This window comes from Nonomuraea sp. NPDC050783 (assembly GCF_040802095.1).
Lineage (GTDB): Bacteria > Actinomycetota > Actinomycetes > Streptosporangiales > Streptosporangiaceae > Nonomuraea.
The window spans coordinates 47075-71599 of record NZ_JBFAHK010000014.1 but is presented as its reverse complement, the minus strand read 5'-3'; the positions used below and the strand labels follow the sequence as shown (position 1 = coordinate 71599).

General features: G+C 70.6%; 22 protein-coding genes and 1 tRNA gene. 6 read left to right on the top strand and 17 right to left on the bottom strand.

Going from position 1 to position 24525, the window contains the following annotated elements; genetic code table 11:
* Positions 1–48: 48 nt before the first annotated feature.
* The gene (locus AB0H75_RS32030; protein WP_367802822.1) at positions 49–1257 is read right to left on the bottom strand and encodes an FAD-binding protein; all 1209 of its coding nucleotides are present in this window, start codon (positions 1255–1257) and stop codon (positions 49–51) included.
* Between the two features lie 80 nt (positions 1258–1337).
* Between AB0H75_RS32030 and AB0H75_RS32025 the strand changes: the two genes are divergently transcribed.
* Entirely contained in the window at positions 1338–1685 is a 348-nt protein-coding gene (locus tag AB0H75_RS32025; protein WP_367802820.1) for a PLD nuclease N-terminal domain-containing protein, read from the top strand.
* Here the strand turns inward: AB0H75_RS32025 and araA are convergent.
* From araA to AB0H75_RS31965, 12 genes are all read right to left on the bottom strand, one after another.
* On the bottom strand, positions 1682–3145 hold the full coding sequence (gene araA / locus AB0H75_RS32020; protein ID WP_367802818.1) for an L-arabinose isomerase: 1464 nt from the start codon (positions 3143–3145) through the stop codon (positions 1682–1684). The genes AB0H75_RS32025 and araA overlap by 4 nt on opposite strands.
* Positions 3142–3789: an L-ribulose-5-phosphate 4-epimerase gene (locus tag AB0H75_RS32015; RefSeq protein ID WP_367803155.1), complete on the bottom strand. Its 648-nt coding sequence runs from the start codon at positions 3787–3789 to the stop codon at positions 3142–3144. Before AB0H75_RS32015 ends, araA begins: the two co-directional genes overlap by 4 nt.
* 2 nt (positions 3790–3791) lie before the next feature.
* Positions 3792–5408: a ribulokinase gene (gene araB / locus AB0H75_RS32010; protein ID WP_367803152.1), complete on the bottom strand. Its 1617-nt coding sequence runs from the start codon at positions 5406–5408 to the stop codon at positions 3792–3794.
* Positions 5409–5461: 53 nt separating this feature from the next.
* Complete coding sequence (locus AB0H75_RS32005) at positions 5462–6535, bottom strand: LacI family DNA-binding transcriptional regulator (RefSeq protein WP_367803150.1); 1074 nt, start codon at positions 6533–6535, stop codon at positions 5462–5464.
* A gap of 78 nt (positions 6536–6613) precedes the next feature.
* Positions 6614–7873, bottom strand: a complete 1260-nt coding sequence (mmsB, locus tag AB0H75_RS32000; protein ID WP_367802816.1) for a multiple monosaccharide ABC transporter permease — start codon at positions 7871–7873, stop codon at positions 6614–6616.
* A 5-nt stretch (positions 7874–7878) separates the two neighbouring features.
* The gene (gene mmsA, locus AB0H75_RS31995) at positions 7879–9408 is read right to left on the bottom strand and encodes a multiple monosaccharide ABC transporter ATP-binding protein (protein ID WP_367802814.1); all 1530 of its coding nucleotides are present in this window, start codon (positions 9406–9408) and stop codon (positions 7879–7881) included.
* A gap of 57 nt (positions 9409–9465) precedes the next feature.
* Positions 9466–10575 carry a multiple monosaccharide ABC transporter substrate-binding protein gene (gene chvE, locus AB0H75_RS31990; protein WP_367802812.1) on the bottom strand — a complete coding sequence of 370 codons (1110 nt, stop codon included), beginning with the start codon at positions 10573–10575 and terminating at the stop codon, positions 9466–9468.
* Between the two features lie 205 nt (positions 10576–10780).
* The gene (gene yjfF / locus AB0H75_RS31985) at positions 10781–11764 is read right to left on the bottom strand and encodes a galactofuranose ABC transporter, permease protein YjfF (protein WP_367802810.1); all 984 of its coding nucleotides are present in this window, start codon (positions 11762–11764) and stop codon (positions 10781–10783) included.
* Positions 11761–12774: an ABC transporter permease gene (locus tag AB0H75_RS31980; protein WP_367802808.1), complete on the bottom strand. Its 1014-nt coding sequence runs from the start codon at positions 12772–12774 to the stop codon at positions 11761–11763. Before AB0H75_RS31980 ends, yjfF begins: the two co-directional genes overlap by 4 nt.
* Positions 12771–14282 carry a sugar ABC transporter ATP-binding protein gene (locus AB0H75_RS31975; RefSeq protein ID WP_367802806.1) on the bottom strand — a complete coding sequence of 504 codons (1512 nt, stop codon included), beginning with the start codon at positions 14280–14282 and terminating at the stop codon, positions 12771–12773. The genes AB0H75_RS31980 and AB0H75_RS31975 overlap by 4 nt, the downstream gene beginning before the upstream one ends.
* Before the next feature lie 54 nt (positions 14283–14336).
* Complete coding sequence (locus tag AB0H75_RS31970; protein WP_367802804.1) at positions 14337–15335, bottom strand: ABC transporter substrate-binding protein; 999 nt, start codon at positions 15333–15335, stop codon at positions 14337–14339.
* A 73-nt stretch (positions 15336–15408) separates the two neighbouring features.
* On the bottom strand, positions 15409–16401 hold the full coding sequence (locus AB0H75_RS31965; protein ID WP_367803147.1) for a LacI family DNA-binding transcriptional regulator: 993 nt from the start codon (positions 16399–16401) through the stop codon (positions 15409–15411).
* Positions 16402–16631: 230 nt separating this feature from the next.
* Here AB0H75_RS31965 and AB0H75_RS31960 point away from each other — a divergent pair, with 230 nt between their 5' ends.
* On the top strand, positions 16632–20069 hold the full coding sequence (locus AB0H75_RS31960) for an alpha-L-arabinofuranosidase C-terminal domain-containing protein (protein WP_367802802.1): 3438 nt from the start codon (positions 16632–16634) through the stop codon (positions 20067–20069).
* On the opposite strand, the gene AB0H75_RS31955 is transcribed toward AB0H75_RS31960, so the two are convergent.
* A complete protein-coding gene (locus AB0H75_RS31955) occupies positions 20056–20808 on the bottom strand; it encodes a metallophosphoesterase (protein ID WP_367802800.1) in 753 nt (250 codons plus the stop codon). The genes AB0H75_RS31960 and AB0H75_RS31955 overlap by 14 nt on opposite strands.
* A 112-nt stretch (positions 20809–20920) precedes the next feature.
* Between AB0H75_RS31955 and AB0H75_RS31950 the strand changes: the two genes are divergently transcribed.
* The 4 genes from AB0H75_RS31950 (at position 20921) to nth (ending at position 22619) form a co-directional block, all read left to right on the top strand.
* Positions 20921–21124 (top strand): DUF4236 domain-containing protein, encoded by a 204-nt coding sequence (locus tag AB0H75_RS31950; protein WP_367802798.1) that lies wholly within the window; start codon positions 20921–20923, stop codon positions 21122–21124.
* Positions 21125–21187: 63 nt separating this feature from the next.
* Positions 21188–21373, top strand: coding sequence for a DUF4236 domain-containing protein (locus tag AB0H75_RS31945; protein ID WP_367802796.1), 186 nt, complete (start codon positions 21188–21190; stop codon positions 21371–21373).
* 152 nt (positions 21374–21525) lie between these two features.
* Complete coding sequence (locus tag AB0H75_RS31940) at positions 21526–21927, top strand: VOC family protein (RefSeq protein ID WP_367802794.1); 402 nt, start codon at positions 21526–21528, stop codon at positions 21925–21927.
* A 17-nt stretch (positions 21928–21944) separates the two neighbouring features.
* Complete coding sequence (nth, locus tag AB0H75_RS31935) at positions 21945–22619, top strand: endonuclease III (protein WP_367802792.1); 675 nt, start codon at positions 21945–21947, stop codon at positions 22617–22619.
* Here the strand turns inward: nth and AB0H75_RS31930 are convergent.
* From AB0H75_RS31930 to AB0H75_RS31920, 3 genes are all read right to left on the bottom strand, one after another.
* A complete protein-coding gene (locus AB0H75_RS31930; protein WP_367802790.1) occupies positions 22594–23049 on the bottom strand; it encodes a hypothetical protein in 456 nt (151 codons plus the stop codon). The genes nth and AB0H75_RS31930 overlap by 26 nt on opposite strands.
* A 68-nt stretch (positions 23050–23117) precedes the next feature.
* Positions 23118–23190: transfer RNA gene (locus tag AB0H75_RS31925), tRNA-Ala, on the bottom strand.
* A gap of 89 nt (positions 23191–23279) precedes the next feature.
* On the bottom strand, positions 23280–24434 hold the full coding sequence (locus AB0H75_RS31920) for a CynX/NimT family MFS transporter (RefSeq protein ID WP_367802788.1): 1155 nt from the start codon (positions 24432–24434) through the stop codon (positions 23280–23282).
* Positions 24435–24525: the final 91 nt, after the last annotated feature.

Genomic DNA, 24525 nt, shown 5'->3' with positions numbered 1-24525 from the left:
CGGGGACGCAGCCGGGCGCCCGCCGCGCTACTCCCCCGGAGGTAGGCGCTACTCCGCCAGCAACCGGCGGACGAAGCCGTTGGCGAAGGTGCCCCCGGGGTCCAGCCGCCGCGCCAGCGAGCGGAACCGGTCGGGGCACTCCGGCCACCGGGTGAACAGCTTGCCCCAGTGCGGCCGCGGCTCGAACGGCGCCAGCGTCTCCTCCACCAGCTCCAGCACCGGCCGCACGGCCTCAGGGTCCTTGACCCAGGTGAAGTGGATGCCGACGCTGTCGCGCCCGCGGAAGGGGCTCAGCCACAGCTCGTCGGCGGCGATGGTGCGGACCTCGGAGATCTGCAGCACCGGCCGGATGCGCTCGCCGATCGTGTACAGCTCGCGCAGCGCCTTGACCGCGTGCTCGCGCGGCAGGATCAGCTCCGACTGCAGCTCGTCGCCGGCGCCGCTGGGCTCGAAGTCGGCGCGGAAGTGCGGCAGCCGCTCGTGCCAGGGGCCGGGCACGCCGAGCTGGCGCGTGCAGGGGTCGGCGGGCATGGTGGGCAGCGGGTGGCGGGGGCGGTCGGCGGGGCGGGTGCCGTACCAGTCGGGGTCGGTCAGCTCCTCGGTGCGCTTGAGCCAGACCCGGGTCTCGCGCCAGTCGGTGAACAGGCTGACGCTGTAACCGGCGGCCATGATGTCGTCGAAGTGGGCGAGGGCCTCGATCGGCAGGCCCTCGCGGACGTACTGGCGTACCTCGAAGGCGGGCACCAGGTCGAGGGTGAGCGAGGTGACGACGCCGAGCGCGCCCAGCGCCACCACGGCGCCGGGGAAGTCGGCGTCGCCGCGCGAGAGGGTGAGCAGCGAGCCGTCGGCGGTGACGAGGTCGAGCGAGGCGACGGCGGCGGCCAGGCCCTGGATCGTGTCGCCGGAGCCGTGGGTGCCGGTGGCGACCGAGCCGGCCACGGAGATGTGCGGCAGCGAGGCCAGGTTGGCCAGCGCGAGGCCGCGCTCGTCCAGCAGCGCCGCGAGCCGCGCGTACGTCGTGCGCGCCGGCACCCGCACCTGGGCGGCGGCGGTGTCGATCTCGACGGCGTCCGGCATCCGGTCGAGGATCACGAGGTCGCCGGTGGTGTCGGCGACGTCGTTGAACGAGTGGCCGCTCCCCAGCGCCCGCACCTGCGCGCTGCCGGCGACGAGCCGCCGCAGCTCGTCGATCGAGGAGGGGTGATGGACGTTGCTCGCGCGGAATGCGGTGTTTCCTGCCCAATTGGTCAGCGTCACGGCCTTACCTTCCCACAGGCGCCGCTTGTCAGCCCGGCCGGGTGCCGCTAGTTTCGTCTGGCCGTTGACGGAGGTGCGCCGTGTTGTACCTGTACGAGGTCATGAGCCTGGTCACGCTCGTGCTCTGGCTCTACTGCCTCTTCGACGTGATCACCACGCCCGAGCCGCTGTGCCGCAACCTGCCCAAGATCATGTGGCTGGTGATCGTGTTCCTGGCGCCGCTGGTCGGCTCGCTGGTGTGGCTGCTGGCCGGCCGGCCGGAGCGGCGGCCGTCGGCGACGCGGCCCAGCGCCTTCCCCGAGTACGACCGTCCCGGCCGCTTCGCCGCCACCGACCCCGCCGACGACGAGGAGTTCCTGCGCCGCTGCCGCGAACGTGCCGAGGAGCAGCGCAGGAACGCCCCGAAGCGACCCGCCGAGGAGGACTAGAAGCCCTGGGCCAGGCGGTAGTACGCCTGGTTCCAGCGCAGCTCCTTGGCGAAGCGCTCGGTCGTGGTGTCGGCGTCGATGATCACCAGCTCGACGCCCAGCATCTCGGCCAGGTCGGTCAGCTCCTCGCGGCTCACGGCCGTGGTGAGGACGGTGTGGTGCGGCGCGCCCGCGGTGAGCCACGACTCGGTGGACGTGCGCAGGTTGGGGCGGGGGCTCCAGACCGCGCGGGCCACGGGCAGCTTGGGCAGCGGCTCGGGCGGCGCCACGAGGTCGATCTCGTTGGCCACCAGGCGGAACCGGTCGCCCATGTCCGACAGGCCGACCACGATGCCGGGGCCGGGGGCGGCGTCGAACACCAGGCGCACCGGGTCCTCGCGGTTGCCGATGCCGAGCGGGTGGATCTCGCAGGACGGCGTGCCGGCGGCGATGGACGGGCAGACCTCCAGCATGTGCGCGCCGAGGATCAGCTCGTTGCCGGGCGTCAGGTCGTAGGTGTAGTCCTCCATGAAGGAGGTCCCGCCGGTGCCCTCGCCGGACATCGACTTCAGGGTGCGCAGCAGCACCGAGGTCTTCCAGTCGCCCTCGCCGCCGAAGCCGTAGCCGTCGGCCATGAGGCGCTGCACGGCCAGGCCGGGGAGCTGGCGCAGGCCGCCGAGGTCCTCGAAGTTCGTGGTGAACGCCCGGTAGCCGCCGGCCTCCAGGAAGCCGCGCAGGCCCAGCTCGATGCGGGCGGCGTAGCGCAGCGACTCGTTGCGGTCGCCGAGCAGCTCGGGGGCCACCCGGTACTGCTCCTCGTACTCCTTGACCAGCGCGGTGACGTCCGCGTCGGAGGCCGCGTCCACGGCCGCCACCAGGTCGTTGACGCCGTAGGTGTTGACCGAGACGCCGAAGCGGAGCTGCGCCTCGACCTTGTCGCCCTCGGTGACGGCCACGTCGCGCATGTTGTCGCCGAAGCGCACCAGCTTGAGCTGGCGGACCTCGGCCAGGCCCTGGGCGGCGCGTGCCCACGCGGTGATCCGCGCGCCCACGGCCGGGTCGCTGACGTGCCCAGCCACGGTCTTGCGCGGCACGCCGAGGCGGGTCTGCACGAACCCGAACTCGCGGTCGCCGTGCGCGGCCTGGTTGAGGTTCATGAAGTCCATGTCGATGGTGGCCCACGGCAGCTCGACATTGGCCTGGGTGTGCAGGTGCAGCAGCGGCTTGCGCAGCGCGTCGAGGCCGGCGATCCACATCTTGGCCGGGGAGAAGGTGTGCATCCAGGCGATCACCCCGGCGCACGAGTCGTCCGCGTTGGCCTCCAGCATCACCCGCCGGATGGCGGCGGCGTCGGTGAGCACGGGCTTCCACTCGACCGGGACGGGCAACTGCTCGGCGATGCGCTGGGACTGCTCGGCCACCTGGCGGAGCGTGTCCTCGCCGTACAGCCCCTGGCTGCCGGTCAGAAACCAGATCTTCAACGCGGGCTCCTCTGTCCGTAGACGTTCTGGTAACGGTCGTACAGGCGGTCGATGTCGTCCTGCGCGATGGGCAGCGGCTCGCCGAGCTGGCGGGCCACGTGCACGGTACGGGCCACGTCCTCGCACATGACGGCCGCCTTCACCGCGGCCTTGGCGTCCTTGCCGATGGTGAACACGCCGTGGTTCCGCATGAGCACCGCCTTGGAGCGGTGCCCCTTCAGCGTCTCGACGATGCCCTGCCCGATCGAGTCGTCGCCGATCAGCGCGAACGGCCCGACCGGGATCTCGCCGCCGAACTCGTCGGCCATCGCGGTCAGCACGCAGGGGATCGCCTCACCGCGGGCGGCCCAGGCCGAGGCGTAGGTCGAGTGGGTGTGCACGACGCCGCCGACGTCGGGCATGTTGCGGTAGACGTAGGCGTGCGCGGCGGTGTCGCTGGAGGGGGCGTGCTCGCCCTCCACCAGGTTGCCGTCCAGGTCGCACACCACCATGTTCTCCGGCGTCAGCTCGTCGTAGGAGACCCCGGAGGGCTTGATGACGAACAGGTCCTCGCCGGGGACGCGGCCGGAGACGTTGCCGGCGGTCCACACCACCAGGTTGTAGCGGACCAGCTCGGCGTGCAGGTCGGCGACGGTCTTCCTCATGTTCATGCGTGGGCCTCGTTCCTGATGGCGCGCAGCGTGTGCAGCATGCGGCCGTCTCCGAAGAAGTCGTGCAGGCGGCGGTACTCGGCGTAGAGCCGGTCGTAGGCGTCGGCGCGCTCCGGGTCCGGCGTGTACGCGGCCTCGGTGCGCTTGCCCATGGCCGCCGCGGCCTCCTCGATGCCCGGGTAGGCGCCGGCGGCGACGGCCGCGTGGATGGCCGAGCCGAGCGCGGGCCCCTGGTCGGAGCCGATGACCGACAGCGGGCGGCGCAGCACGTCGGCGTAGATCTGCATGAGGAAGGGGTTCTTCAGCAGGCCGCCGGCCACGACGAACTCCTCGACCGGCACGCCGGCCTGCTCGAACGTCTCAACGATCATGCGGGCGCCGTAGGCGGTGGACTCGATGAGCGCGCGGTAGACGTCCTCGGGCCTGGTGGCCAGGGTCTGGCCGACGATCACCCCGGAGAGGTTGTGGTCCACCAGGACCGAGCGGTTGCCGCCGAACCAGTCCAGCGCCACCAGGCCGTGCTGGCCGACGGCCTGCTTCTCGGCCAGGGCGGTCAGCTCCTCGTGGGTACGGCCGCAGGACTCGACGTACCAGGCGAAGATGTCGCCGACCGCCGACTGCCCCGCCTCGTAGCCCCACAGGCCGGGCACGATGCCGTCGCGGACCACGCCGCACATGCCGGGCACCTCGGCGAGCCGGTCGCTGGGCATGATGTGGCAGGTGGAGGTGCCCATGATGGCCACCATCTGGCCGGGCCGGACGGCGTCCGCGGCGGCGGCGGTGACGTGCGCGTCCACGTTGCCGACGGCCACGGCGACGCCCTCGGGCAGGCCGGTCCAGGCCGCGGCCTCGGCGCTCAGCCGGCCGGCCAGGCCGCCGAGCGGGGCCAGCGTGACGCCCGCCACGTCGTCGCCGACCTTGCCGGTGGCGAGCTTGTCCACGAAGCCGGCGAAGCCGGGGTTCAGCTCGGCCAGGAACTCCTTGGACGGGTAGGCGCCGTCCTGGAAGACCCCCTTGTAGCCGACCGTGCAGATGTTGCGGCTCTCGACGCCGGTGAGCCGCCAGATGATCCAGTCGGCGGCCTCGATCCAGCGCTCTGCCCTGGCGTAGACGTCGGGGGCCTCCTCCAGCACCTGGAGAGCCTTGGCGAACTCCCACTCGGAGGAGATCTTGCCGCCGTAGCGCGGCAGCCAGCTCTCGCCGCGGCGGGCGGCCAGCTCGTTGATGCGGTCGGCGTGCGGCTGCGCGGCGTGGTGCTTCCACAGCTTGGGCCAGGCGTGCGGCAGCTCCGGCGTCTGCTCGCACAGCGGCGTGCCGTCGGCCGTGGTGGGCAGGACGGTGCAGGCGGTGAAGTCGGTGCCGATGCCGATGACCTGCTCGGCCGGGACGCCGGCGGCGGCGAGCGCGGCGGGCACGGCCCTCTTCAGCACCTCCAGCCAGTCCTGCGGCGACTGCAGCGCCCAGTCGGGGCCCAGCCGCACGCCCGAGCCGGGCAGCTCGTGCTCGATGACGCGGTGGGCGTACTCGTGGACGGCGCTGCCCAGTTCGGCGCCGTCGCTCACCCGGACGACGACCGCGCGGCCGGACAACGTGCCGAAGTCGACTCCGACCACATAGTTGTTAGCGTTCACATTGCTCTCCAGGGGGAAATTCCGGGGCATGCCCATCATCTACCGGCGTGGCGTCCAGGGAAGGGGGCCGTGCTGGACCGCACCATGAAGCCCGGCGGCACGATCAGCCGCTCGTGCCCGGCCCGGACCGATCCAGCGCTGCCAGGTCCAGTGCTGCCCGGTCCGGTGCCGGCCGGCCTCGGGCCGGGCACCGCGCCCGGCTCGATCTGGCGCAGCAGCACCTCGATGCAGTGCCGGCCCACCACGTCGAAGTCCTGCCGGACCGTCGTGAGCGGCGGCGAGAAGAACTCCGACTCCGGGATGTCGTCGAAGCCCACCACGCTGATCTGCTCGGGAACGCGCACGCCCGCCTCGCTGAGCGCGCGCAGCACCCCGAGCGCCATCTGGTCGTTGGCCGCGAAGACGGCGGTGACACCCTCCATCGCGGCCAGGCTGCGGCCCGCCTCGTAGCCGGCCCGCGGGCTCCAGTCGCCGGCCAGCGGCTCGGGCACCGGCCGGCCCGCCTCCTCCAGCGCGGCGCGCCAGCCCTCCAGCCGGCCCTCGGTCTCCAGCCAGTCGACGGGGCCGCTGACGTGCCAGACCGTCTCGTGGCCCAGCTCCAGCAGGTGGCGCGTGGCGAGCCTGGCGCCCTCGGCCTGGTCGATGCAGACCACCGAGACGCCGGCCCGGTGGTAGGTGCCCTCGACCGCGACGGCCGGCATGCCCGAGGGCAGGCTCTCCAGGGCGCGGGCGGCCGAGCGCTGCGGCGCGACCACCACGACCCCGTCCACGCCCTGCTCGGCCAGGTAGTCGATGGCGTCGCGCACGCTGCCGGCGTCGATGGACTTGAGGCTGACGATGCTGACGAAGTAGCCCGCGTCCCTGGCCGCCTGCTCGATGCCGTACACCGTGCTGGCCGGGCCGTACAGCGTGGTGTCGAAGCTCACCACGCCGAGCGTGCGCGACCGCTTGGTGACCAGGGCGCGGGCGACCAGGTTGCGCCGGTAGCCCAGCCGGGTGATCGCCGCCTCCACCCGCGCCCGGGTGTCGGCCCGGACGTTCGGGTGGTCGTTGAGCACCCGGGAGACCGTCTGGTGCGACACGCCGGCCTCCTTGGCCACGTCGGCCATGACCGGCAGCCGGCGCTTCGGGGTCGTCACGGCCTCTCCTCTCGCTGGGCGCGGCTCAGGGGACTTCGATGATCATAGTCAGCGGCTCGCGCCCGCCCGGCGCTTCGTCCAGACGTCGAACGCGACCGCGGCGAGCAGCACGATGCCCTTGACCAGCATGACCCGCTCGCTGGGCGAGCCGATCAGGGACATGCCGTTGTTGATCACGGCCATGATCAGGCCGCCGGTGATGGCGCCCACGACCCGGCCGACGCCGCCCTGCACCGCCGCGCCGCCGATGAAGGCCGCGGCGATGGCGTCCAGCTCGAAGCTGTTACCGGCGGTCGGGCCGGCCTGGTTGAGCCGGCCGGCGAAGATGATGCCGGCGATGGCCGACAGCACGCCCATGTTCACGAAGATCCAGAAGACCACCGACTTGACCTTCACGCCGGACATGACCGCCGCCTGGAGGTTGCCGCCGATGGCGTAGATCTGCCGGCCGAAGACCGTGCGGTTGGCCATCAGCGAGTACCCGAGGACGAGGATCGCCAGCAGGACCAGCACCCACGGCAGGTTCTTGAACCGGGCGAGCTGCACGACCAGGAACAGGATGATCGCGGCCCCCGCGACCAGCTTCAGCACGAACATCGCCATCGGCTCGACCGCCTGGCCGTAGCCCTTGCGGGCGTTCCTGGTGCGCCACTGGGCGGTGAACATGCCGGCGATCGCGACGATGCCGATCAGCAGGCTGAACAGGTCGGCGCCGCCGAGCGGGCCGAGGCCGACGTTGCCGAGGTAGCCGTCGGTGAAGCCGTTGGCCAGCGTGCGGACCTGGTCGGGGAACGGGCCGATGCCCTGGTTGCCCAGGACGGTCATGGTCAGCGCCCGGAACAGCAGCATGCCGGCCAGGGTCACGATGAAGGCCGGGATGCCGAAGTAGGCGATCCAGTACCCCTGCCAGGCGCCGATCAGCGCGCCGGCGAGCAGCGTGACGAGCAGGGCCAGCGGCCACGGCCAGCCCATGTTCACCATGAGCACCGCCGCCAGCGCTCCCGTGACCGCCACCACCGAGCCGACCGACAGGTCGATGTGCCCGGCGATGATGATCAGGATCATCCCGATCGCGAGGATCAGGACGTAGGAGTTCTGGACGATGATGTTCGAGATGTTCTGCGGCTGGAGCAGGGCGCCGTCGGTCAGGATCGAGAACAGCACGATGATCGCCGCGAAGGCGATGTAGATGCCGCTGGATCGCAGGTTGAGCGAGATTCCACCGAGCGACACCCGGCCCGGCTGCCGTGGCGCTCCCCCGTCGCCCGTGGCGCCGACCTTCACGTCGGCGGGCGTGATGCTGCTCATCAGAGCTACTCCTGTCCCTTGGTCATGAGATGCATGAGGCTTTCCTGGGTGGCCTCCCGGCGGGGAACCTCGCCGGTGATGCGACCTTCGGAGAGCGTGTAGATGCGGTCGCACAGGCCCAGCAGCTCAGGCAACTCACTGGAGATCACCAGCACGGCCTTGCCCTGGTCGGCGAGGCGGTTGATGATCGTGTAGATCTCGTACTTGGCGCCGACGTCGATGCCCCGGGTGGGCTCGTCGAGGATGAGCACGTCCGGCTCGGTCATGATCCACTTGGACAGCACGACCTTCTGCTGGTTACCGCCGCTCAGTTGCCCCACGACGCTGTTGACGCTGGGCGCCTTGATGTTCATGCTCTTGTGGAAGCCCTCGGCGACCCGGACCTCCTCGTTCTCGTTCACCCAGCCGCGCTTGGCCAGGCTCTTGAGCCCGGCCGCGCTGATGTTGCGCTTGATGTCCTCGATGAGGTTGAGCCCGTACCGCTTGCGGTCCTCGGAGGCGTAGGCGATGCCGTGGTTGATCGCGTCCTGCACGTTGCGGATCTCGATCGGCTTGCCGTCCTTGAAGACCTTGCCGGAGATGTGCACGCCGTAGGTGCGCCCGAACAGGCTCATCGCCAGCTCGGTACGCCCGGCGCCCATCAGGCCCGCCAGGCCGACGATCTCCCCGCGCCGCAGCGACAGCGAGGCCCCGTCCACGACCTTGCGGTCCGGCTGGCTGGGGCTGTAGACCGTCCAGTCCTCGATCCGCAGCGCCTCCTCGCCGATCTTCGGCTCGTGCGGCGGGTAGCGGTTGTCGAGGGCGCGGCCGACCATGCCGGAGATGATGCGGTCCTCCGTGACGTGGTCGGTGGCCATGTCCAGCGTCTCGATCGTGCGGCCGTCGCGGATGATCGTGACGGAGTCGGCGATCGCGGTCACCTCGTTGAGCTTGTGCGAGATGATCACGCAGGTGATGCCCTCGTCACGCAGCCCACGCAGCAGGTCCAGCAGGTGGGCCGAGTCGTCGTCGTTGAGCGCCGCGGTCGGCTCGTCGAGGATGAGCAGCTTCACCCTCTTGGCCAGGGCCTTGGCGATCTCCACGAGCTGCTGCTTGCCCACCCCGATGTCGGAGATGGTCGTCGTGGGGTTCTCGCGCAGGCCGACGCGCTTCATCAGCTCGGCGGCCTCGTAGTTGGTGCGGTTCCAGTCGATGAAACCGCGCTTGGCGCGCTCGTTGCCGAGGAAGATGTTCTCCGCGATCGACAGCTGAGGGCTCAGCGCCAGCTCCTGGTGGATGATGACGATGCCGGCGTGCTCGCTGTCGCGGATGCCGCCGAACTCGCAGCGCTTGCCCTCGAAGAAGATCTCGCCCTCGTAGTCGCCGTGCGGGTAGACCCCGGACAGCACCTTCATCAGCGTCGACTTGCCGGCGCCGTTCTCGCCGCAGATGGCGTGGATCTCGCCCCGCTTCACCGAGAGGTTGACGTCCTGCAGCGCCTTGACGCCCGGGAACGTCTTCGTGATCCCGCTCATCCGCAAAATGTGCTCGGTCATGTGCCCCTCGCTCATGGAGAGCCCCGGGGACGCGGCGTGCGTCCCCGGGGCGGTCCCTTACTTGAGCTGGTCCTCGGTGTAGTAGTTGCCGCCGACGATGATCTCCTTGTAGTTGGACTTGTCGACGATCACCGGGTCGAGCAGGTACGACGGGACGACCTTGTTGCCGTTGTCGTAGTCCTTGGTGTTGTTGACCTCGGGCTGCTGGCCCTTGAGCACGGCGTCGGCCATCTTCACGGTCTGCTCGGCGAGCTTGCGCGTGTCCTTGAAGATGGTGGAGTACTGCTCGTCGGCGATGATCGACTTGACCGACTGGAGCTCGGCGTCCTGCCCGGTCACGATCGGGTACGGCTTGCTGTAGCCGGAGCTCTTCAGCGCCGACAGGATGCCGATGGACAGGCCGTCGTACGGGGACAGCACGCCGTCGACCTTGGTGCTACCCGTGTAGGTCTTGGTGATGATGTCCTCCATGCGCTTCTGGGCCGTGGCGGGGTCCCAGCGCAGGATGGCGGCCTGCTTGAAGTCGGTCTGGCCGCTCTTGACCACCAGCGTGCCGTCGTCGATCTTCGGCTTGAGGACCGACATGGCGCCGTTCCAGAAGAACGTGGCGTTGTTGTCGTCGGGCGAGCCGCCGAACAGCTCGACGTTGAACGGGCCCTTCTTGCCGTCCTCGACGCCGAGACCCTTGAGCAGGGAGGTGGCCTGCTGCACGCCGACCTTGAAGTTGTCGAAGGTGGCGTAGTAGTCCACGTTCGGGCTGTTGCGGATCAGCCGGTCGTAGGCGATGACCGGGATCTTGGCGTCGGCGGCCTGCTGGAGCTGCGAGGTGATCGCGGTGCCGTCGATCGAGGCGATGATCAGGAGCTTGGCGCCCTTGGTGATCTGGTTCTCGATCTGGTTGGCCTGGGTGGGGATGTCGTTCTCGGCGTACTGGAGGTCGACCTTGTAGCCGAGCTTCTCCAGCGCCGACTTGACGTTGTCGCCGTCGTGGATCCAGCGCTCCGACGACTTGGTGGGCATGGTGACGCCGATCAGCGCGCCGGCGTTGCCCGCGCCGGCCGACGCGGAGGCCTCGGCGTCAACGGTCTTCGTGCTGGAACCGCAGGCCGTCATGGTCGCGGCGAGCGCGATGGCCGAGACCACGCCCCCGATTCGTCCCAACCTCATGTCATCTCCTTGCGATGGGGGTCACGGCAGCGCTGGACGCGGCGGCTGCCGGTGGTAGCGACAAATTCGATCACTGAACGTGACGAATCAGAACAAAGTTCGCGTTCGTTCCCGCCGATTGTTATCGCTAACAAAGTGTATGTCAACGGATGGGGATAACCTGCCGGAAACTTTCAGGTAACTTTCACGCAGGAGTCCGCCCAGCTCACCGCCTTGATCGCGCGGAGAACAGGCGCTGGAAGAGGATGAAGACGAAGAGCAACAGTCCGATAAAAATCTTCGTCCACCAGGAGCTGAGCGTCCCCTCGAAGGTGAGGATCGTCTGGATCAGGCCGAGCACCAGCACCCCGAGGACGGTGCCGAGCAGGAAGCCGCTGCCACCGGTCAGCAGCGCGCCGCCGATCACCACGGCCGCGATCGCGTCCAGCTCCATGCCGACCGCGTGCAGGCCGTAGCCGGAGAGCATGTAGAACGACACCAGCACCCCGCCGAGCGCCGAGCAGAACCCGCTGAGGGTGTAGACGATGATCTTCGTACGGGCCACGGGCAGCCCCATCAGCAGCGCCGACTGCTCGCTGCCGCCGGTGGCGTAGACCGACCGGCCGAAGCGCGTGTAGTGCAGCACGTACGCCGCCACCGCCACGACCACCAGCGCGATGACCACGCTCGGCGAGATCCACAGGTCCGCGAACAGGTCGATCCTGGTCTGCGCGAACGCCGTGAACGTCGGGTCGTCGATCGGGATGGAGTCCGTCCCGATCGTGTAGCACAGCCCGCGTGCCAGGAACATGCCCGCCAGCGTCACGATGAACGGCTGGATGTCGAAGGCCTGGATGATCCAGCCCATCGCCAGCCCGAGCCCCGACCCGATGGCCAGCACCAGCGGCACCACCACGTACGGCGGCCACCCCGGCCCTTCCATGAGGCTCGCCGCGATCATCGTGGACAGCGCCACCACCGACCCCACCGACAGGTCGATGCCGCCGGTCAGGATCACGAACGTCATCCCCACCGCCACCACCAGCAGGAAGGCGTTGTCGATGAAGACGTTGAGTATGACCTGCCCGCTGGCGAAGCCCTCGTAGCGGATCCCGCCCGCCACGAACATCGCCACGAACAGGCACCCGGTCACCAGGACCGGCAGGTACTTGGCCGGAAGGGTGGTCCGGCCGACGGTCAGCGCCGTCAAGCTGTCACCCGCACTTTCTCCTCAGGGGCAGGGCTCTGTGATGCCGGCCGGCCGCGGCGGCGGAACGCCTTGGCGCGGAAGGTCGGGGACTGGATGAGGCAGACGGCCGTCACGACCAGCGCCTTGAACAGCAGCGTGGTCTCCGGCGGCACGCCGATCGAGTAGATGGTCGTGGTCAGCGTCTGGATGATCAGCGCGCCCAGCACGGTGCCCGACAACGAGAACCGGCCGCCCGACAACGAGGTGCCGCCGATCACGACGGCCAGGATCGCGTCCAGCTCGATCCACAGGCCGGCGTTGTTGCCGTCGGCGCTGGAGACGTTCGAGCTGATCATCAGCCCGGCCACGCCCGCGCACAGGGCGGCGAAGGCGTAGACCATGATGATGATCCCGCGCGCCCGGATGCCGGCCAGCCGGCTGGCCTCGGCGTTGCCGCCCACCGACTCGATGAGCATGCCCAGCGCCAGCCGCCGGGTCAGGAACGCGGTGATCGCCAGCACCGCGATCACGATGAGGATGCCGAACGGCACGGTCAGCCAGTAGCCGCCGCCGATCACCTTGTACGCCGGGTTGTTGACCGTGATGATCTGCCCGTCGGTGATGAGCTGGGCCAGGCCGCGCCCGGCCACCATGAGGATGAGCGTGGCGATGATCGGCTGGATGCCGACGGTGGCCACCAGGAGCCCGTTCCAGGCCCCCAGCACCAGGCACAGCCCGAGCGCCGTGGCCACCGCCGTGAACAGCCCGGCGTCCTGGCTGATCTGCAGGCAGGCCAGCGCGCCGGAGATGGCCACCACCGAGCCGACCGACAGGTCGATGCCGCCGGTGGCGATGACCAGGGTCATGCCGAGCGAGACCAGGATCAGCGGCGCGCCGAAGCGCAGGATGTCGATCAGGCTGCCGTACAGGTGGCCGTCCCTGACCTGGATCGAGAAGAAACTCGGGGTGAAGAAGATGTTGAGGGCCAGTAGCAGCACGAGGACCACCACCGGCCACAGCAGGCGTCTCATGACACTCGCCCTCCGCTGGCGATCGTCTCCATCAGCACGTCGGTGGTCAGGGTCTCGTCGTTGGGCAGCTCGGCCACCAGGCGGCGGTCGCGCAGCACCTCGACCTTGTGGCTGAGCCGCAGCACCTCCTCCAGCTCGGCGGAGATGAACAGCACCGCCATGCCGCCGTCGGACAGCTCGGCCACCAGCCGCTGGATCTCGGTCTTGGCCCCGACGTCGATGCCGCGGGTGGGCTCGTCGAGGATGAGCAGCCGGGGTTCGAGGATGAGCCAGCGGGCCAGCAGGACCTTCTGCTGGTTGCCGCCGCTGAGGTTGCGCACCGGGATCTCGGGGTCGGGCGGGCTGATCCGCAGCGCCTTGACGTACCGGCCGACCAGGTCGTCCTGCTGCTCGCGGGGCACCGGGCGGGTCCAGCCGCGGGTGGCCTGCAGGGCCAGGACGATGTTCTCGCGGACGGTGAGGTCCGGGATGAGCCCGTCCTGCTTGCGGTTCTCCGAGCAGAACGCGATCCTGCGGGCCATCGCGGCCCTCGGGGTGCGCAGCGAGACCGGCGTGCCGCCGACCGCCAGCTCGCCGCCGCCGGGGTGGTCGGCCCCGAACAGCAGCCGGGCGATCTCGGTGCGGCCCGAGCCGAGCAGCCCGGCCAGGCCCACGACCTCGCCCTCGTGGATGGTCAGGTTGAACGGCTCGATGGCCCCGGCCCGGCTCAGCTCGCGCGCCTCCACCAGGGGGCGGTCGAAGGTCTTGTGCTCGCCGTGCAGGCGCTCCAGCGCGGCCAGCTCCTGGCCGATCATCTTGGCGACCAGCTCGACCTGCGGCAGCTCCCTCGTCAGGTACTCGCCCACGAGCCGCCCGTTGCGCAGGATCGTCATCCGGTCGGAGATCTCGTAGATCTGGTCGAGGAAGTGGGAGACGAACAGGATGGCGATGCCCTCCTCCTTGAGCCGCCGCATCACCCGGAAGAGCTGGCCGACCTCGTCGGCGTCCAGGCTGGAGGTGGGCTCGTCGAGGATGAGCACGCGGGCGTCGATGTCCACGGCCCGCGCGATGGCCACCATCTGCTGGATGGCCAGCGAGTACGTCGACAGCGGCGCCGACACGTCGAGCTTGATGTCGAGCCGGGCCAGCAGCTCGCTCGCCCGGGCCCGCATGCGCCGCCAGGAGATGCGGCCCTGCCGGCGCGGCTCGCGGCCGAGCAGGATGTTCTCCGCCACCGAGAGGTTGGCGCAGAGGTTGACCTCCTGGTAGACCGTGCTGATGCCGGCCTGCTGCGCCTCCAGCGGGCTGCCGAACACGACGTTCCTGCCGTCCAGCACGATGGTGCCGGCGTCGGCGGGGTGCACGCCGGTGAGCACCTTGATCAGGGTGGACTTGCCCGCGCCGTTCTCTCCCATGAGCGCGTGCACCTCGCCGGGGAGCAGCCGCAGGTCCACGCCGTCCAGGGCGGTCACCCCGGGGAACCTTTTGCCGATCCCGCTCATCGTCAGGACCGGCGCGGGTGCTGTCATGAAGCCTCCAAGGGAAGACCGGGCCGGCACGCGGCCGGCCCGGCGCCTTTCAGATCAGTACTGGCGGGAGGACAGGACCTGCTTGGCCTGCTCCTGGGTGAACGTGGTCTCCTCGGTGACCACGCGCGGGGGCACCTGCTCACCCTTGACGACCTTCTTGGCCAGGTCCATCAGCTGCGGGCCGAGCAGCGGGGAGCACTCGACGATGTAGTTGATCTTCCCGTCGGCGAGCGCCTGCATGCCGTCCTTGACCGCGTCCACCGTGATGATCTTGATGTCCTTGCCGGGCACCTTGCCCGCGCCCTCGATGGCCTCGATGGCGCCGAGACCCATGTCGTCGTTGTGCGCGTAGAGCACGTCGATGTCCGGGTTGGACTTCAGGAAGGCCTCCATGACCTCCTTGCCCTTGGCCCGGGTGAAGTCACCGGTCTGCGAGGCGATGACCTTGAACTTCGGGTCCGCGCCGATGACCTCGGCGAAGCCGGCCTTGCGGTCGTTGGCCGGGGCCGAGCCGGTGGTGCCCTGCAGCTCGACGATGTTCACCGTGTCCTTGCTGTCCTTGTACTGCTCCACCAGCCACTGGCCGGCCTTCTTGCCCTCCTCGACGAAGTCGGAGCCGAGGAAGGTCTTGTAGAGAGAGGTGTCCTTGGAGTCCACCGCGCGGTCGGTCAGGATGACCGGGATCTTGGCGTTCTTGGCCTCGTTGAGGACGGGGTCCCAGCCGGACTCCACCACCGGCGAGAAGGCGATGACGTCCACCTTCTGCTGGATGTAGGAGCGGATGGCCTTGATCTGGTTCTCCTGCTTCTGCTGGGCGTCGGAGAACTTCAGCGTGATGCCCGCGCTCTTCGCCGAGTCCTGGATGGACTTGGTGTTCGCGGTACGCCAGCCGCTCTCCGCGCCGACCTGGGCGAAGCCCATGGTGATCGTGTCGCCGCCACCGCCGCCGCCACCGCCGGTGCCGGCGCTGGTGGTGCCGCCGCTGCCGCCGCAGGCCGTCACCGACATCGCGGTGAGCCCGGCGAGGACCAAGGCCGAGATCCTCTTGAACACTTGGGGGGTTCCCTTCTGATGTGAACGCTAACATCCCCGGGGTGAGCCCAGGGACCGCCTTCCCGTCGAGCCGCTAACGGCCGCCGGGGGGCCGGGCCGTGCTGGCCCGCAGCACGAACGCCGGCGGCACCACGAGCCGCTCCCGATCCTCGGGACCGTTCTCGAGCTGCCTCACGAGCACCTCGATGCTGTGCCTGCCGACCGCGTCGAAGTCCTGTCTGATGGTCGTGAGCGGCGGCGAGAAGTACGCCGACTCGGGAATGTCGTCGAAGCCGACGACGCTCACCTGGCCGGGCACCCTCACCCCCTGCTCGGTGAACGCCCGCAGCACTCCGAGCGCCATCTGGTCGTTGGCGACGAAGACCGCGGTCACGTCCGTCATGCGCGCCAGGCTGCGGCCCGCCTCGTATCCCGAGCGCGGGCTCCAGTCCCCGGCGAGCGGTTGCGGGGCCTGGCGCCCCGCCTGCTCCAGCGCGGCCCGCCACCCGGCCACGCGCCCTTCGGCCTCCAGCCAGTCGGAGGGGCCGCTGACGTGCCAGACCGTCTCGTGGCCCAGGGAGAGCAGGTGCTCGGTGGCGAGCCTGCCCCCCGCGACCTGGTCCACGCTGACCACCGACACCTTCCCCGCCTCGCCGCCCTCCACGGCGACGGTGGGGATGCCGTGCGGGAGGTCGGCCAGGGCGCGGGCGGCCGAGCGCTGCGGCGCGACCACCACCACCCCGTCCACTCCCTGGTCGGCCAGGTAGTCGAGGGCGTCGCGGACGCCGCCGGGATCGATGGACTTGAGGCTGACGATGCTGACGAAGTAGCCGGCCGACCTGGCCGCCTGCTCGATGCCGTACACCGTGCTGGCCGGGCCGTACAGCGTGGTGTCGAAGCTCACCACGCCGAGCGTGCGCGACCGCTTGGTGACCAGGGCACGGGCGACGAGGTTGCGGCGGTAGCCGAGCTTGTCGATCGCCTGGAGCACCCGGGCGCGGGTCTCGCTGCGCACGTTCGGGTGATCGTTGAGCACGCGCGAGACCGTCTGATGCGACACGCCGGCTTCCTTGGCCACATCGGCCATGACCGGCGGACGTCGCTCCAGGCGGGATCCCACTGCCCTACTCCTTCCCTGGCTTGGGGACGACTGTGAACGTTAACAACCGGTCTCGTCAAGGGGTCGCCGGATTACGGTCGGGTTACGCACGACACCTCTTGACGTGCGGCGGAAGGCTCCATAACGTGGCGCAGATCGCAGTTGTTAGCGCTCACCAAATTTGTTAGCGCTAACAAAACATGAGGAGCTCCCCGCTCATGATCCGCATCGCCTCATCGGCCCTGCTCGTGGCCGCCCTGCTCGCCGCGCCGGCCCCGGTGGCGGCGAGCCCGGCGGCGGCCCTGGCCGGCCCCGTCCCCGAGGGCGCGGTCGTCGACCAGTTCGACGGCACGACGCTCGGCCAGGACTGGACGGTCCTGTCGCCCGACGACTCCCGCTGGTCGGTCTCCGGCGGCGCGCTGCACCTGGACACCCTGGCCGGCGACACGCACCAGGGCACCAACAACGCCAGGAACCTCTTCCTCGTGGACGTCCCCGACGGCGACTTCGAGGTGGTGACCAGGCTGAGCGCGCCGGTCGCGCTCGACTACCAGAGCGCCGGCCTGCTGGTCTGGCAGGACTGGGACAACTACGTGCGGGCGGGGCTGGCCCACGTCGGGTTCGCGGGCGGGCCGGTGATCGAGACCGCGACCGAGGTGGGGGCCGCCTTCACCTCGGCCTTCGCGGCCCGGCCAGGATCGGCCGGCGAGGTGCTGAAGCTGGCGCGCAGCGGGGACGAGTTCACCTCCTCCTACTGGGACGGCTCGGCCTGGGTGCAGGCGTCCAGGATGACCGCCGGGCTGCGGGTGCGGCAGGTCGGCCTGTTCGGGCTGTCGGCGCAGAACGGCACCCCGATGCGGGCCGACTTCGACTACTTCGCGGTCAAGGCGGCCGAGGGCGGGGCGGTGGTGCCGGAGGGGCCGTTCACGCTGCGGGCGGCGGCGCTGCCGTACCTGTCGGCGGACCGCTCCGGCGCGATCAGGGCGACCGCCCGCCCGCCGGCGACCGGCCTGGCCGTCACCGCCGTGGCGAGCGGCCCGTCGGACACAGCAGTGGCGGGCGGTGACGGCGTCCTGCTCAAGGACGTCGCCACCGGCCGCTACCTGCGGGCCGACGACCGGGTGCGGCTGGCCCGCACCGGCTCGGTCTTCCAGCTCAGGGACGCCGGCGGCGGCAAGGTCACGCTCTCCTCCGGCGGCCGCGACGCCTCGGTGTCCGGCGACCGGCTCGTCATGGGCGCCGAGGCCGGCAGGTTCCGCGTCGAGGGCTACACGACGGGCCGGCTGGCCGCCGACGCCGCGGCCGCCGGCACGAAGGTCTCTCCCGACCTCTACGGCGTCTTCTACGAGGACATCAACCACGCCGCCGACGGCGGCCTGTACGCCGAGCTGGTGCAGAACCGCTCGTTCGAGTTCAACGCCACCGACGAGCGGACCTACACCGGGCTGACCGCCTGGAGCGCGGTCGAGCGCGGCGCCACCGCCGCGCTGGAGGTCACCGGCGACCGGCCGCTCAACCCGAACAACCGCAACTACCTGCGACTGGAGGTCACCGGCGACGGCACGGCCGGGGTGCGCAACGCGGGCTTCAACCGCGGCCTGCCGCTCAGGGCGGGCGCGCGCTACGACCTGTCGCTGTGGGCGCGGCGGGAGTCGGCGGCCCCGCTGACGGTGACCGTCGAGGACGGGACCACGGTGCTCGGCCGCGCCACGCTGCGGGTCAGGGCCGGCGGCTGGGCGAAGTACCGGGCCTCCTTCACCGCCTCGGCCACCACCGACGCCGGCCGCCTGGTCGTGCAGGCGCCCGCCGGGCGCACCGACCTCGACATGGTCTCGCTGTTCCCGCGCGAGACGTTCAAGGGCCACGGCATGCGGGCGGACCTGGCCAGGATGATCGCCGAGCTGGAGCCGCGCTTCCTGCGCTTCCCCGGCGGCTGCGTGACCAACGTCGGCACCTACGACCCGTACGCCGACAACCAGGACCGGCGGCGCATCTACCAGTGGAAGGAGACCATCGGCCCGGTCGAGGAGCGGCCGACGAACTTCAACTTCTGGGGCTACAACCAGTCGTACGGCATCGGCTCCTACGAGTACTTCCAGTTCGCCGAGGACATCGGGGCCGAGGCCCTGCCGGTGCTGTCGGTGGGCGTCAACGGCTGCGGCGAGAACCGGCCGCTGACCGACGAGGCCAAGCTGGCCCGCTGGGTACAGGACACGCTGGACCTCATCGAGTTCGCCAACGGCCCGGCCACCTCGACGTGGGGGAGGAAGCGCGCCGAGATGGGGCATCCGCGGCCGTTCGGACTGGAGTACCTCGGGCTCGGCAACGAGGAGATCTATCCCGAGTTCTTCACCAACTATCCGAAGTTCGCCGGCGCCGTCCGGGCCAGGTACCCGGAGATCAAGATCATCAGTAACGCGGGGCAGACCTCGCAGGGCGCCTGGTTCGACCGGATGTGGCAGTTCGCCCGCGACCAGAAGGCCGACCTGGTGGACGAGCACTACTACAACAACCCCGACTGGTTCCTGGCCAACAACCACCGCTACGACACCTACGACCGCACCGGGCCGAAGGTGTTCGTGGGCGAGTACGCCTCGCGCGGCAACGCCTTCTCCAATGCCCTGGCCGAGGCGTCGTACCTGACCGGCATCGAGCGCAACGCCGACGTGGTCGAGCTGGCCTCGTACGCGCCGCTGCTGGCCAACGTGGACTATGTGAACTGGACGCCCGACCTCATCTGGTTCGACAACGACCAGGCGTACGGCTCCCCCAGCTACTACGTGCAGAAGTTGTTCTCCACCCACGCCGGCGACCGCGTCCTGCCCAGCTCCTTCACCGGGCAGGCCAGGCCGGTCGAGGACATCGCGGGCGCGGTCGGCCTCGGCGCCTGGCGCACCCAGGTCCGCTACGACGACGTCAAGGTGACCGCCGCCGACGGGACCGTGCTGCTGTCCGACGACTTCTCGGCGGGCGCGTCCCGGTGGACGCCGGGCGCCGGGACCTGGGTGGCGCAGGACGGCGCCTACGCCCAGACCGCCCTGGTCGAGGACGCCCGCGCCACGGCCGGCTCGGCCGGCTGGTCGAACTACACGATCGAGGTCACCGCCCGCAGGACCGGCGGCGACGAGGGCTTCCTGCTGATGTTCGGGGTGCGCGACACCGGGAACTTCTCCTGGTGGAACGTGGGCGGCTGGAACAACACCCAGTCGGCGATCGAGAAGGCCGTCAACGGCGGCAAGTCCTCGCTCACCACCTCCGCGCAGACCGTCGAGACCGGCCGCGACTACCGGCTGAAGGTGCAGGTGAGCGGGCGGCGGATCACGACCTGGCTGGACGGCAGGAAGATCGACGACGTCGTGGACAGCGCCCGGGTCGAACCGCTCTACCAGGTGGTGTCCAGGGACGGCGACCGAGTGACGCTCAAGGTCGTCAACGCCCAGGACACCGCGGTGCGCACCGCCGTGGAGCTCGGCGGCGCGCGGTTCCGGCCGGCGGCCGTGGTCACCTCGCTGACCGGCTCGCCCTCGGACGTGAACACGCTCGCCGAGCCCGAGCGCGTCGCACCCGAGGAGTGGCGGCAGGACGGGTTCTCCGCCTCCTTCGGCTACGACTTCCCGGCCCACTCGGTGACGTTCATCGAGCTCACGGAGCGGTGACCACCCGGTAGTGGGTGGTCAGCCGGCCCTCGTCGTCGAGCACGTGGAAGGCGAGCGACGGGGGCAGGCCGAAGTCGAGGCAGGTGTCCCACGTGGTGCCGCCCTCCCAGGGCAGCCTGATGGTGGAGACCACGCCGGGCGCCACCAGGAGCGGGCGGCCGGCGAACGTGGTGGCCGCGGCCGTGTGGGCGTGGCCGACCAGGACGGCCGCCACGTTCGGATGGCCGGCCAGCTCCTCCAGGCGCTCGTTCGCGCGCAGCCGGATGCCGTCCACCAGCGGCGCGTGCAGGGTGACCGGCGGATGGTGGAAGGCCACGAAGACCGGGCGGTCGCTGCCCGCCAGCACGCCCTCCAGCCAGTCGAGGGTCTCGTCGTCGAGGTGGCCGGGGTTCTGGCGCGGGATCGAGGAGTCGCACATCGCGTAGATCGCGGACGGGGTGCGCAGGACCTGGTTGACCGGGCCGGCGCCCGGGTCGGGCTCGCCGAGCAGGACGCGGCGGAACTCCTCGCGCACGTCGTGGTTGCCGGGACCGATCAGCACGGGGTGGCGGGAGGTGAGCAGTTTGCGGGCCTGCTCGTACTCGTCGGGCGTGCCGTGGTCGGCGATGTCGCCGGTCACCAGCACGGCGTCGAGGTCGGCGGGCAGCGCGTCGAGGTGACGCATGACGGCGCGGGTGCGGCCCGCGCTCTCGGGCGTGGCTCCGATGTGCACGTCACTCAGGTGCGCGATCACGATCATGCCGGGGGTCCTTCCTGTCCGCGGAGGACTTCACCGTACGCCGAGGAGCGGGGGACGGGGGAACTCCGCCGGCCCGCCCGTCGTTGACCAGGGTGAACACCGGAGGAGGGACATGGGCTGGCACTACAGCAAGTCGATCAAGGTAGGACCGTTCCGGATCAACCTCTCGCGGCACGGCGTCGGCCACAGCTTCGGCAACCGGCGCTTCCACGTCACCACGACCCCCGACGGCCGCCGGCACGTGTCGGTGCGCCTGCCCGGCGGCTTCCACGTCGGCAAGACGTTCGGCGGCCGGAGATACCACGGGCATTACTGATCGTGCTAAAAGTCGCTCCCGCTGGGTAGTTGATGCTCCTCGCGATCTCATTGGAGGAGTCTGATGGGCTGGAGCTACCGTAAGTCGATCAAGGTGGGCCCCTTACGGCTGAACCTGTCCCGCGGCGGAGTCGGGCACAGCTGGGGCAATCGGCTGTTCCGGGTGACGCGGACGGCCGACGGCCGCCGCACGTTGTCGGTCAACCTGCCCGGCGGCTTCCACTGGCGCAAGACCCTCAGCGGTCGCTGACCGCTTCGCCATAGGCGGATTCGCCAGGGACGGGCCGGAGGCGCGCGCCTCCGGCCCGTCCCCTTTTCCTGCCGCGCTCCAAAGTGCTCATGAGGTGAGCACTTTGGCCGGAAGAATCAGTGGTGTCCGGAAGACGACGAAGGGACCGGGACATGCTGCGCGGATTCGCCACGCTCAACTTCTACGCCGCCGACTTCGAGGGCGCCAAGCGCTGGTACGCCGAACTGCTCGGCGTCGAGCCGTACTACGAGGTCCCCGGCGCCTACGCCGAGTTCAGGATCGGCGACTACCAGCACGAGCTGGGCCTCATCAACGCCCGCTACGCCCCCGGGGGCGCGGCGGGCGGGCCCGGGGGCGCGATCATGTACTGGCACGTGGACGACCTGCGCGCCGCGGTGGACCGGCTGCTCGCCCTGGGCGCGCGCGAGCACGAGCCGATCACCGAGCGCGGCGAGGGCAAGGGCTTCGTCACCGCGTCCGTGGTGGACCCGTTCGGCAACCTCCTGGGCGTCATGAACAACCCGCACTACCTGGAGGTACTGGCCGGCGAGTAATCGGGAAGGGGCCGGTCATGTCACGCGAACGGGTGCTGGAGGTGCTGCGGCGGCTGCGGGCCGGGCAGAAGGAGTTCGTGCCGGGCCCGGCCCTGCCGGTCGTGGACCAGCTCGTCGCCACGGTCCTGTCCCAGGCCACGTCCGACGTCAACTCGGGCCGCGCCTTCGCCCGGCTCAAGGAGCGGTTCCCGGTCTGGGAGCAGGTGGCGGACGCGCCTGTGGAGGAGGTGGCCGACGCCATCCGCTGCGGCGGCATCGCCCAGCGCAAGGCCCGCCGCATCCAGGAGATCCTGACCGCCGTCGAGGAGCGCGAGGGCGCGATCGACCTCGGCCGCCTCGACGGGCTCGACGACGAGGCGGCCGAGGCGTACCTGACCTCGCTGCCCGGCGTCGGCCCGAAGACCGCCGCCTGCGTGCTGGTCTTCTCGATGGGCCGGGCCGCCTTCCCCGTGGACACCCACGTGCACCGCGTCACCACCCGGCTCGGCTGGGTCCCGCCGGGCACCTCCGCCGAGCGGGCCCACCGGCTCCTCGCGCCGCTGGTGCCGCCGCCGGTCCGGCACGAGCTGCACGTCCGGCTCATCTGGCACGGCCGTACGACCTGCCGGGCGCGGCGGCCGCGCTGCGAGGAGTGCGTGCTGCTCGACGTGTGCGCGTACGGGAGGCTCAGTCGAAGAAGCGAGCCACGGTGAACCGGCGCACCCGCAGCGGCACGGCGCACCGGCCGACCACCCGCACCTTCCTGACCCGCGTCCGGGGATCGATCGTGACCTCGACGCAGCGCAGCAGGGCCTCGTGGTCGCCGGGCAGCGCGTAGGAGGAGATGGACACCGCGGCCCGGCCCAGCCCCCGGTCCGAGAGCGACACCCCGACCTCCCGGTAGAGCCGCCGGGAGCCCTTGAGGGTGAAGGCGGTGGAGCCGACGGTCGCGTGGTTCGCCGCCGGCGGGCAGTGCACGAAGACCCGGACGAAGTCGTTCTGCCGGGGCCGGTCGGGCACCACGCGCAGCGACGTGCGGTGCTTCCAGGCAGCGGGGACGCGGTCACCGCGAGCCGGCAGGGCCACGGTGACCTGCCCGATCACGAGAGCGGCCATCGCTCCCGCCCGAATGGCGGCACGCATGCCCGCCACGCTAGGCGGAGGAAGGGCGGGACGGCGGCAGCCACGCCGGTGGCCGCTCGCGGAGAGGGTGGAGCTATGGGGATTCGAACCCCAGACCTCCTCCATGCCATGGAGGCGCGCTACCAACTGCGCTATAGCCCCTTGCGATCACCAAGTGTATCGGACTTCCGGAGTACCCGCGTCACCCGCGATCGCCCCCCGCCCGGCCCGCGCCGGGCGGGGAGCGGTCGTCAGCCCCGCGGGCGCTCGTCCTCCAGGTAGCGCTCGCGGCCGGCGTACAGGCCGGTGGCGAGCTGGGCGGCGAGCACGACGAAGATCAGCGCGTACGGCAGCGACCAGCCGCCGGACACGTCCCGCAACACGCCCACCAGCAGCGGCCCGCCGCCGGCGATGAGGTAGCCGGCGCTCTGCCCGAAGGCCGACAGCGCGGCGGTCGTCTCCGGCGCGCGGGTACGCAGCCCCAGCATCATCAGCGCCAGCGGGAACGAGCCCATCCCGACGGCGATGAGCGTCACCCAGACCAGCGCCCACGACGCCGGCCCCGCCCAGAGCCCGGCGAAGCCCGCCACGTAGAAGGCGACGAGGCCGACCACGATCGGGCGCTGGTCGCGGAAGCGCGTGGCCACGACGGGCACGGCGACGGAGACCGGGATGTTCAGCGCGGTGAACACGCCGAGGACCAGCCCGGCCTCCGAGGTGGTGTAACCGCCGTCGGTGAGGATGGTGGCGAGCCAGCCGAACATGATGTACGCGATCATCGACTGCGTGCCGAAGTAGATCGCGATCATCCAGGCCAGCCGGCTGCCCAGCATCCGCCGGATCCCGGCGTCCCGGCCACCCGTGTCCCGCTCCGGCTCACTGCGCAGCAGCGCAAGCCACGGAATGGCGGCCACGGCGGCCAGGGCCGCCCACACGCCGAGCGCGACGTGCCAGTTCCCCGAGGCGCGCTCGATCGGCACGGTCGCGGCGGCGGCCAGCATCGTGCCCGCCGCCAGGGCCGTGGTGTAGACGGTGGTCATGATCCCGGTACGGGCCGGGAAGTGCCGCTTGATCAGCGTCGGGATCAGCACGTTGCCCACGGCGCCGCCGGACAGCGCGACCGCGCTGCTCAGCAGGAACACCGGGGCCGAGCCGACCAGCGAGCGCACCAGCAGCCCGGCGCCCAGCGTGACCAGGGCCAGCAGGAGCAGCCGGTGCTCGCCGATCCGGCGGGCGAGCGTCGGGGTGATCGCGCCCACGCCGGCGAAGGCCAGCACCGGGAGGGTGGTGAGCAGGCCGGTGCCGACGCTCGACATGCCGAGCGCGGCGGCGAGCTGGTCGAGCAGGGGGCCGACGCTGGTGACGGCGGTACGGAGGTTGAGTGCCGCGAGGACGATCCCCAGCACGAGGAGCCAGGCGAGAGGGCTCGTCCTGCCTCTGGACTCTCTGGACTCTGAAGCCAGCACGCTCATGCGGGGTCGGGCCTCCACTCATCAA

Bases quoted from the DNA above. Each gene is read 5' to 3' on its own strand.
- AB0H75_RS32015 (WP_367803155.1), bottom strand. From the start codon at position 3,789: ATGAGGAAGACCGTCGCCGACCTGCACGCCGAGCTGGTCCGCTACAAC.
- AB0H75_RS32005 (WP_367803150.1), bottom strand. From the start codon at position 6,535: ATGGCCGACGTGGCCAAGGAGGCCGGCGTGTCGCACCAGACGGTCTCC.
- mmsB (WP_367802816.1), bottom strand. From the start codon at position 7,873: ATGAGCAGCATCACGCCCGCCGACGTGAAGGTCGGCGCCACGGGCGAC.
- mmsA (WP_367802814.1), bottom strand. From the start codon at position 9,408: ATGACCGAGCACATTTTGCGGATGAGCGGGATCACGAAGACGTTCCCG.
- chvE (WP_367802812.1), bottom strand. From the start codon at position 10,575: ATGAGGTTGGGACGAATCGGGGGCGTGGTCTCGGCCATCGCGCTCGCC.
- AB0H75_RS31980 (WP_367802808.1), bottom strand. From the start codon at position 12,774: ATGAGACGCCTGCTGTGGCCGGTGGTGGTCCTCGTGCTGCTACTGGCC.
- AB0H75_RS31975 (WP_367802806.1), bottom strand. From the start codon at position 14,282: ATGACAGCACCCGCGCCGGTCCTGACGATGAGCGGGATCGGCAAAAGG.
- AB0H75_RS31965 (WP_367803147.1), bottom strand. From the start codon at position 16,401: ATGGCCGATGTGGCCAAGGAAGCCGGCGTGTCGCATCAGACGGTCTCG.
- AB0H75_RS31960 (WP_367802802.1), top strand. From the start codon at position 16,632: ATGATCCGCATCGCCTCATCGGCCCTGCTCGTGGCCGCCCTGCTCGCC.
- AB0H75_RS31955 (WP_367802800.1), bottom strand. From the start codon at position 20,808: ATGATCGTGATCGCGCACCTGAGTGACGTGCACATCGGAGCCACGCCC.
- AB0H75_RS31950 (WP_367802798.1), top strand. From the start codon at position 20,921: ATGGGCTGGCACTACAGCAAGTCGATCAAGGTAGGACCGTTCCGGATC.
- AB0H75_RS31945 (WP_367802796.1), top strand. From the start codon at position 21,188: ATGGGCTGGAGCTACCGTAAGTCGATCAAGGTGGGCCCCTTACGGCTG.
- AB0H75_RS31940 (WP_367802794.1), top strand. From the start codon at position 21,526: ATGCTGCGCGGATTCGCCACGCTCAACTTCTACGCCGCCGACTTCGAG.
- nth (WP_367802792.1), top strand. From the start codon at position 21,945: ATGTCACGCGAACGGGTGCTGGAGGTGCTGCGGCGGCTGCGGGCCGGG.
- AB0H75_RS31930 (WP_367802790.1), bottom strand. From the start codon at position 23,049: ATGCGTGCCGCCATTCGGGCGGGAGCGATGGCCGCTCTCGTGATCGGG.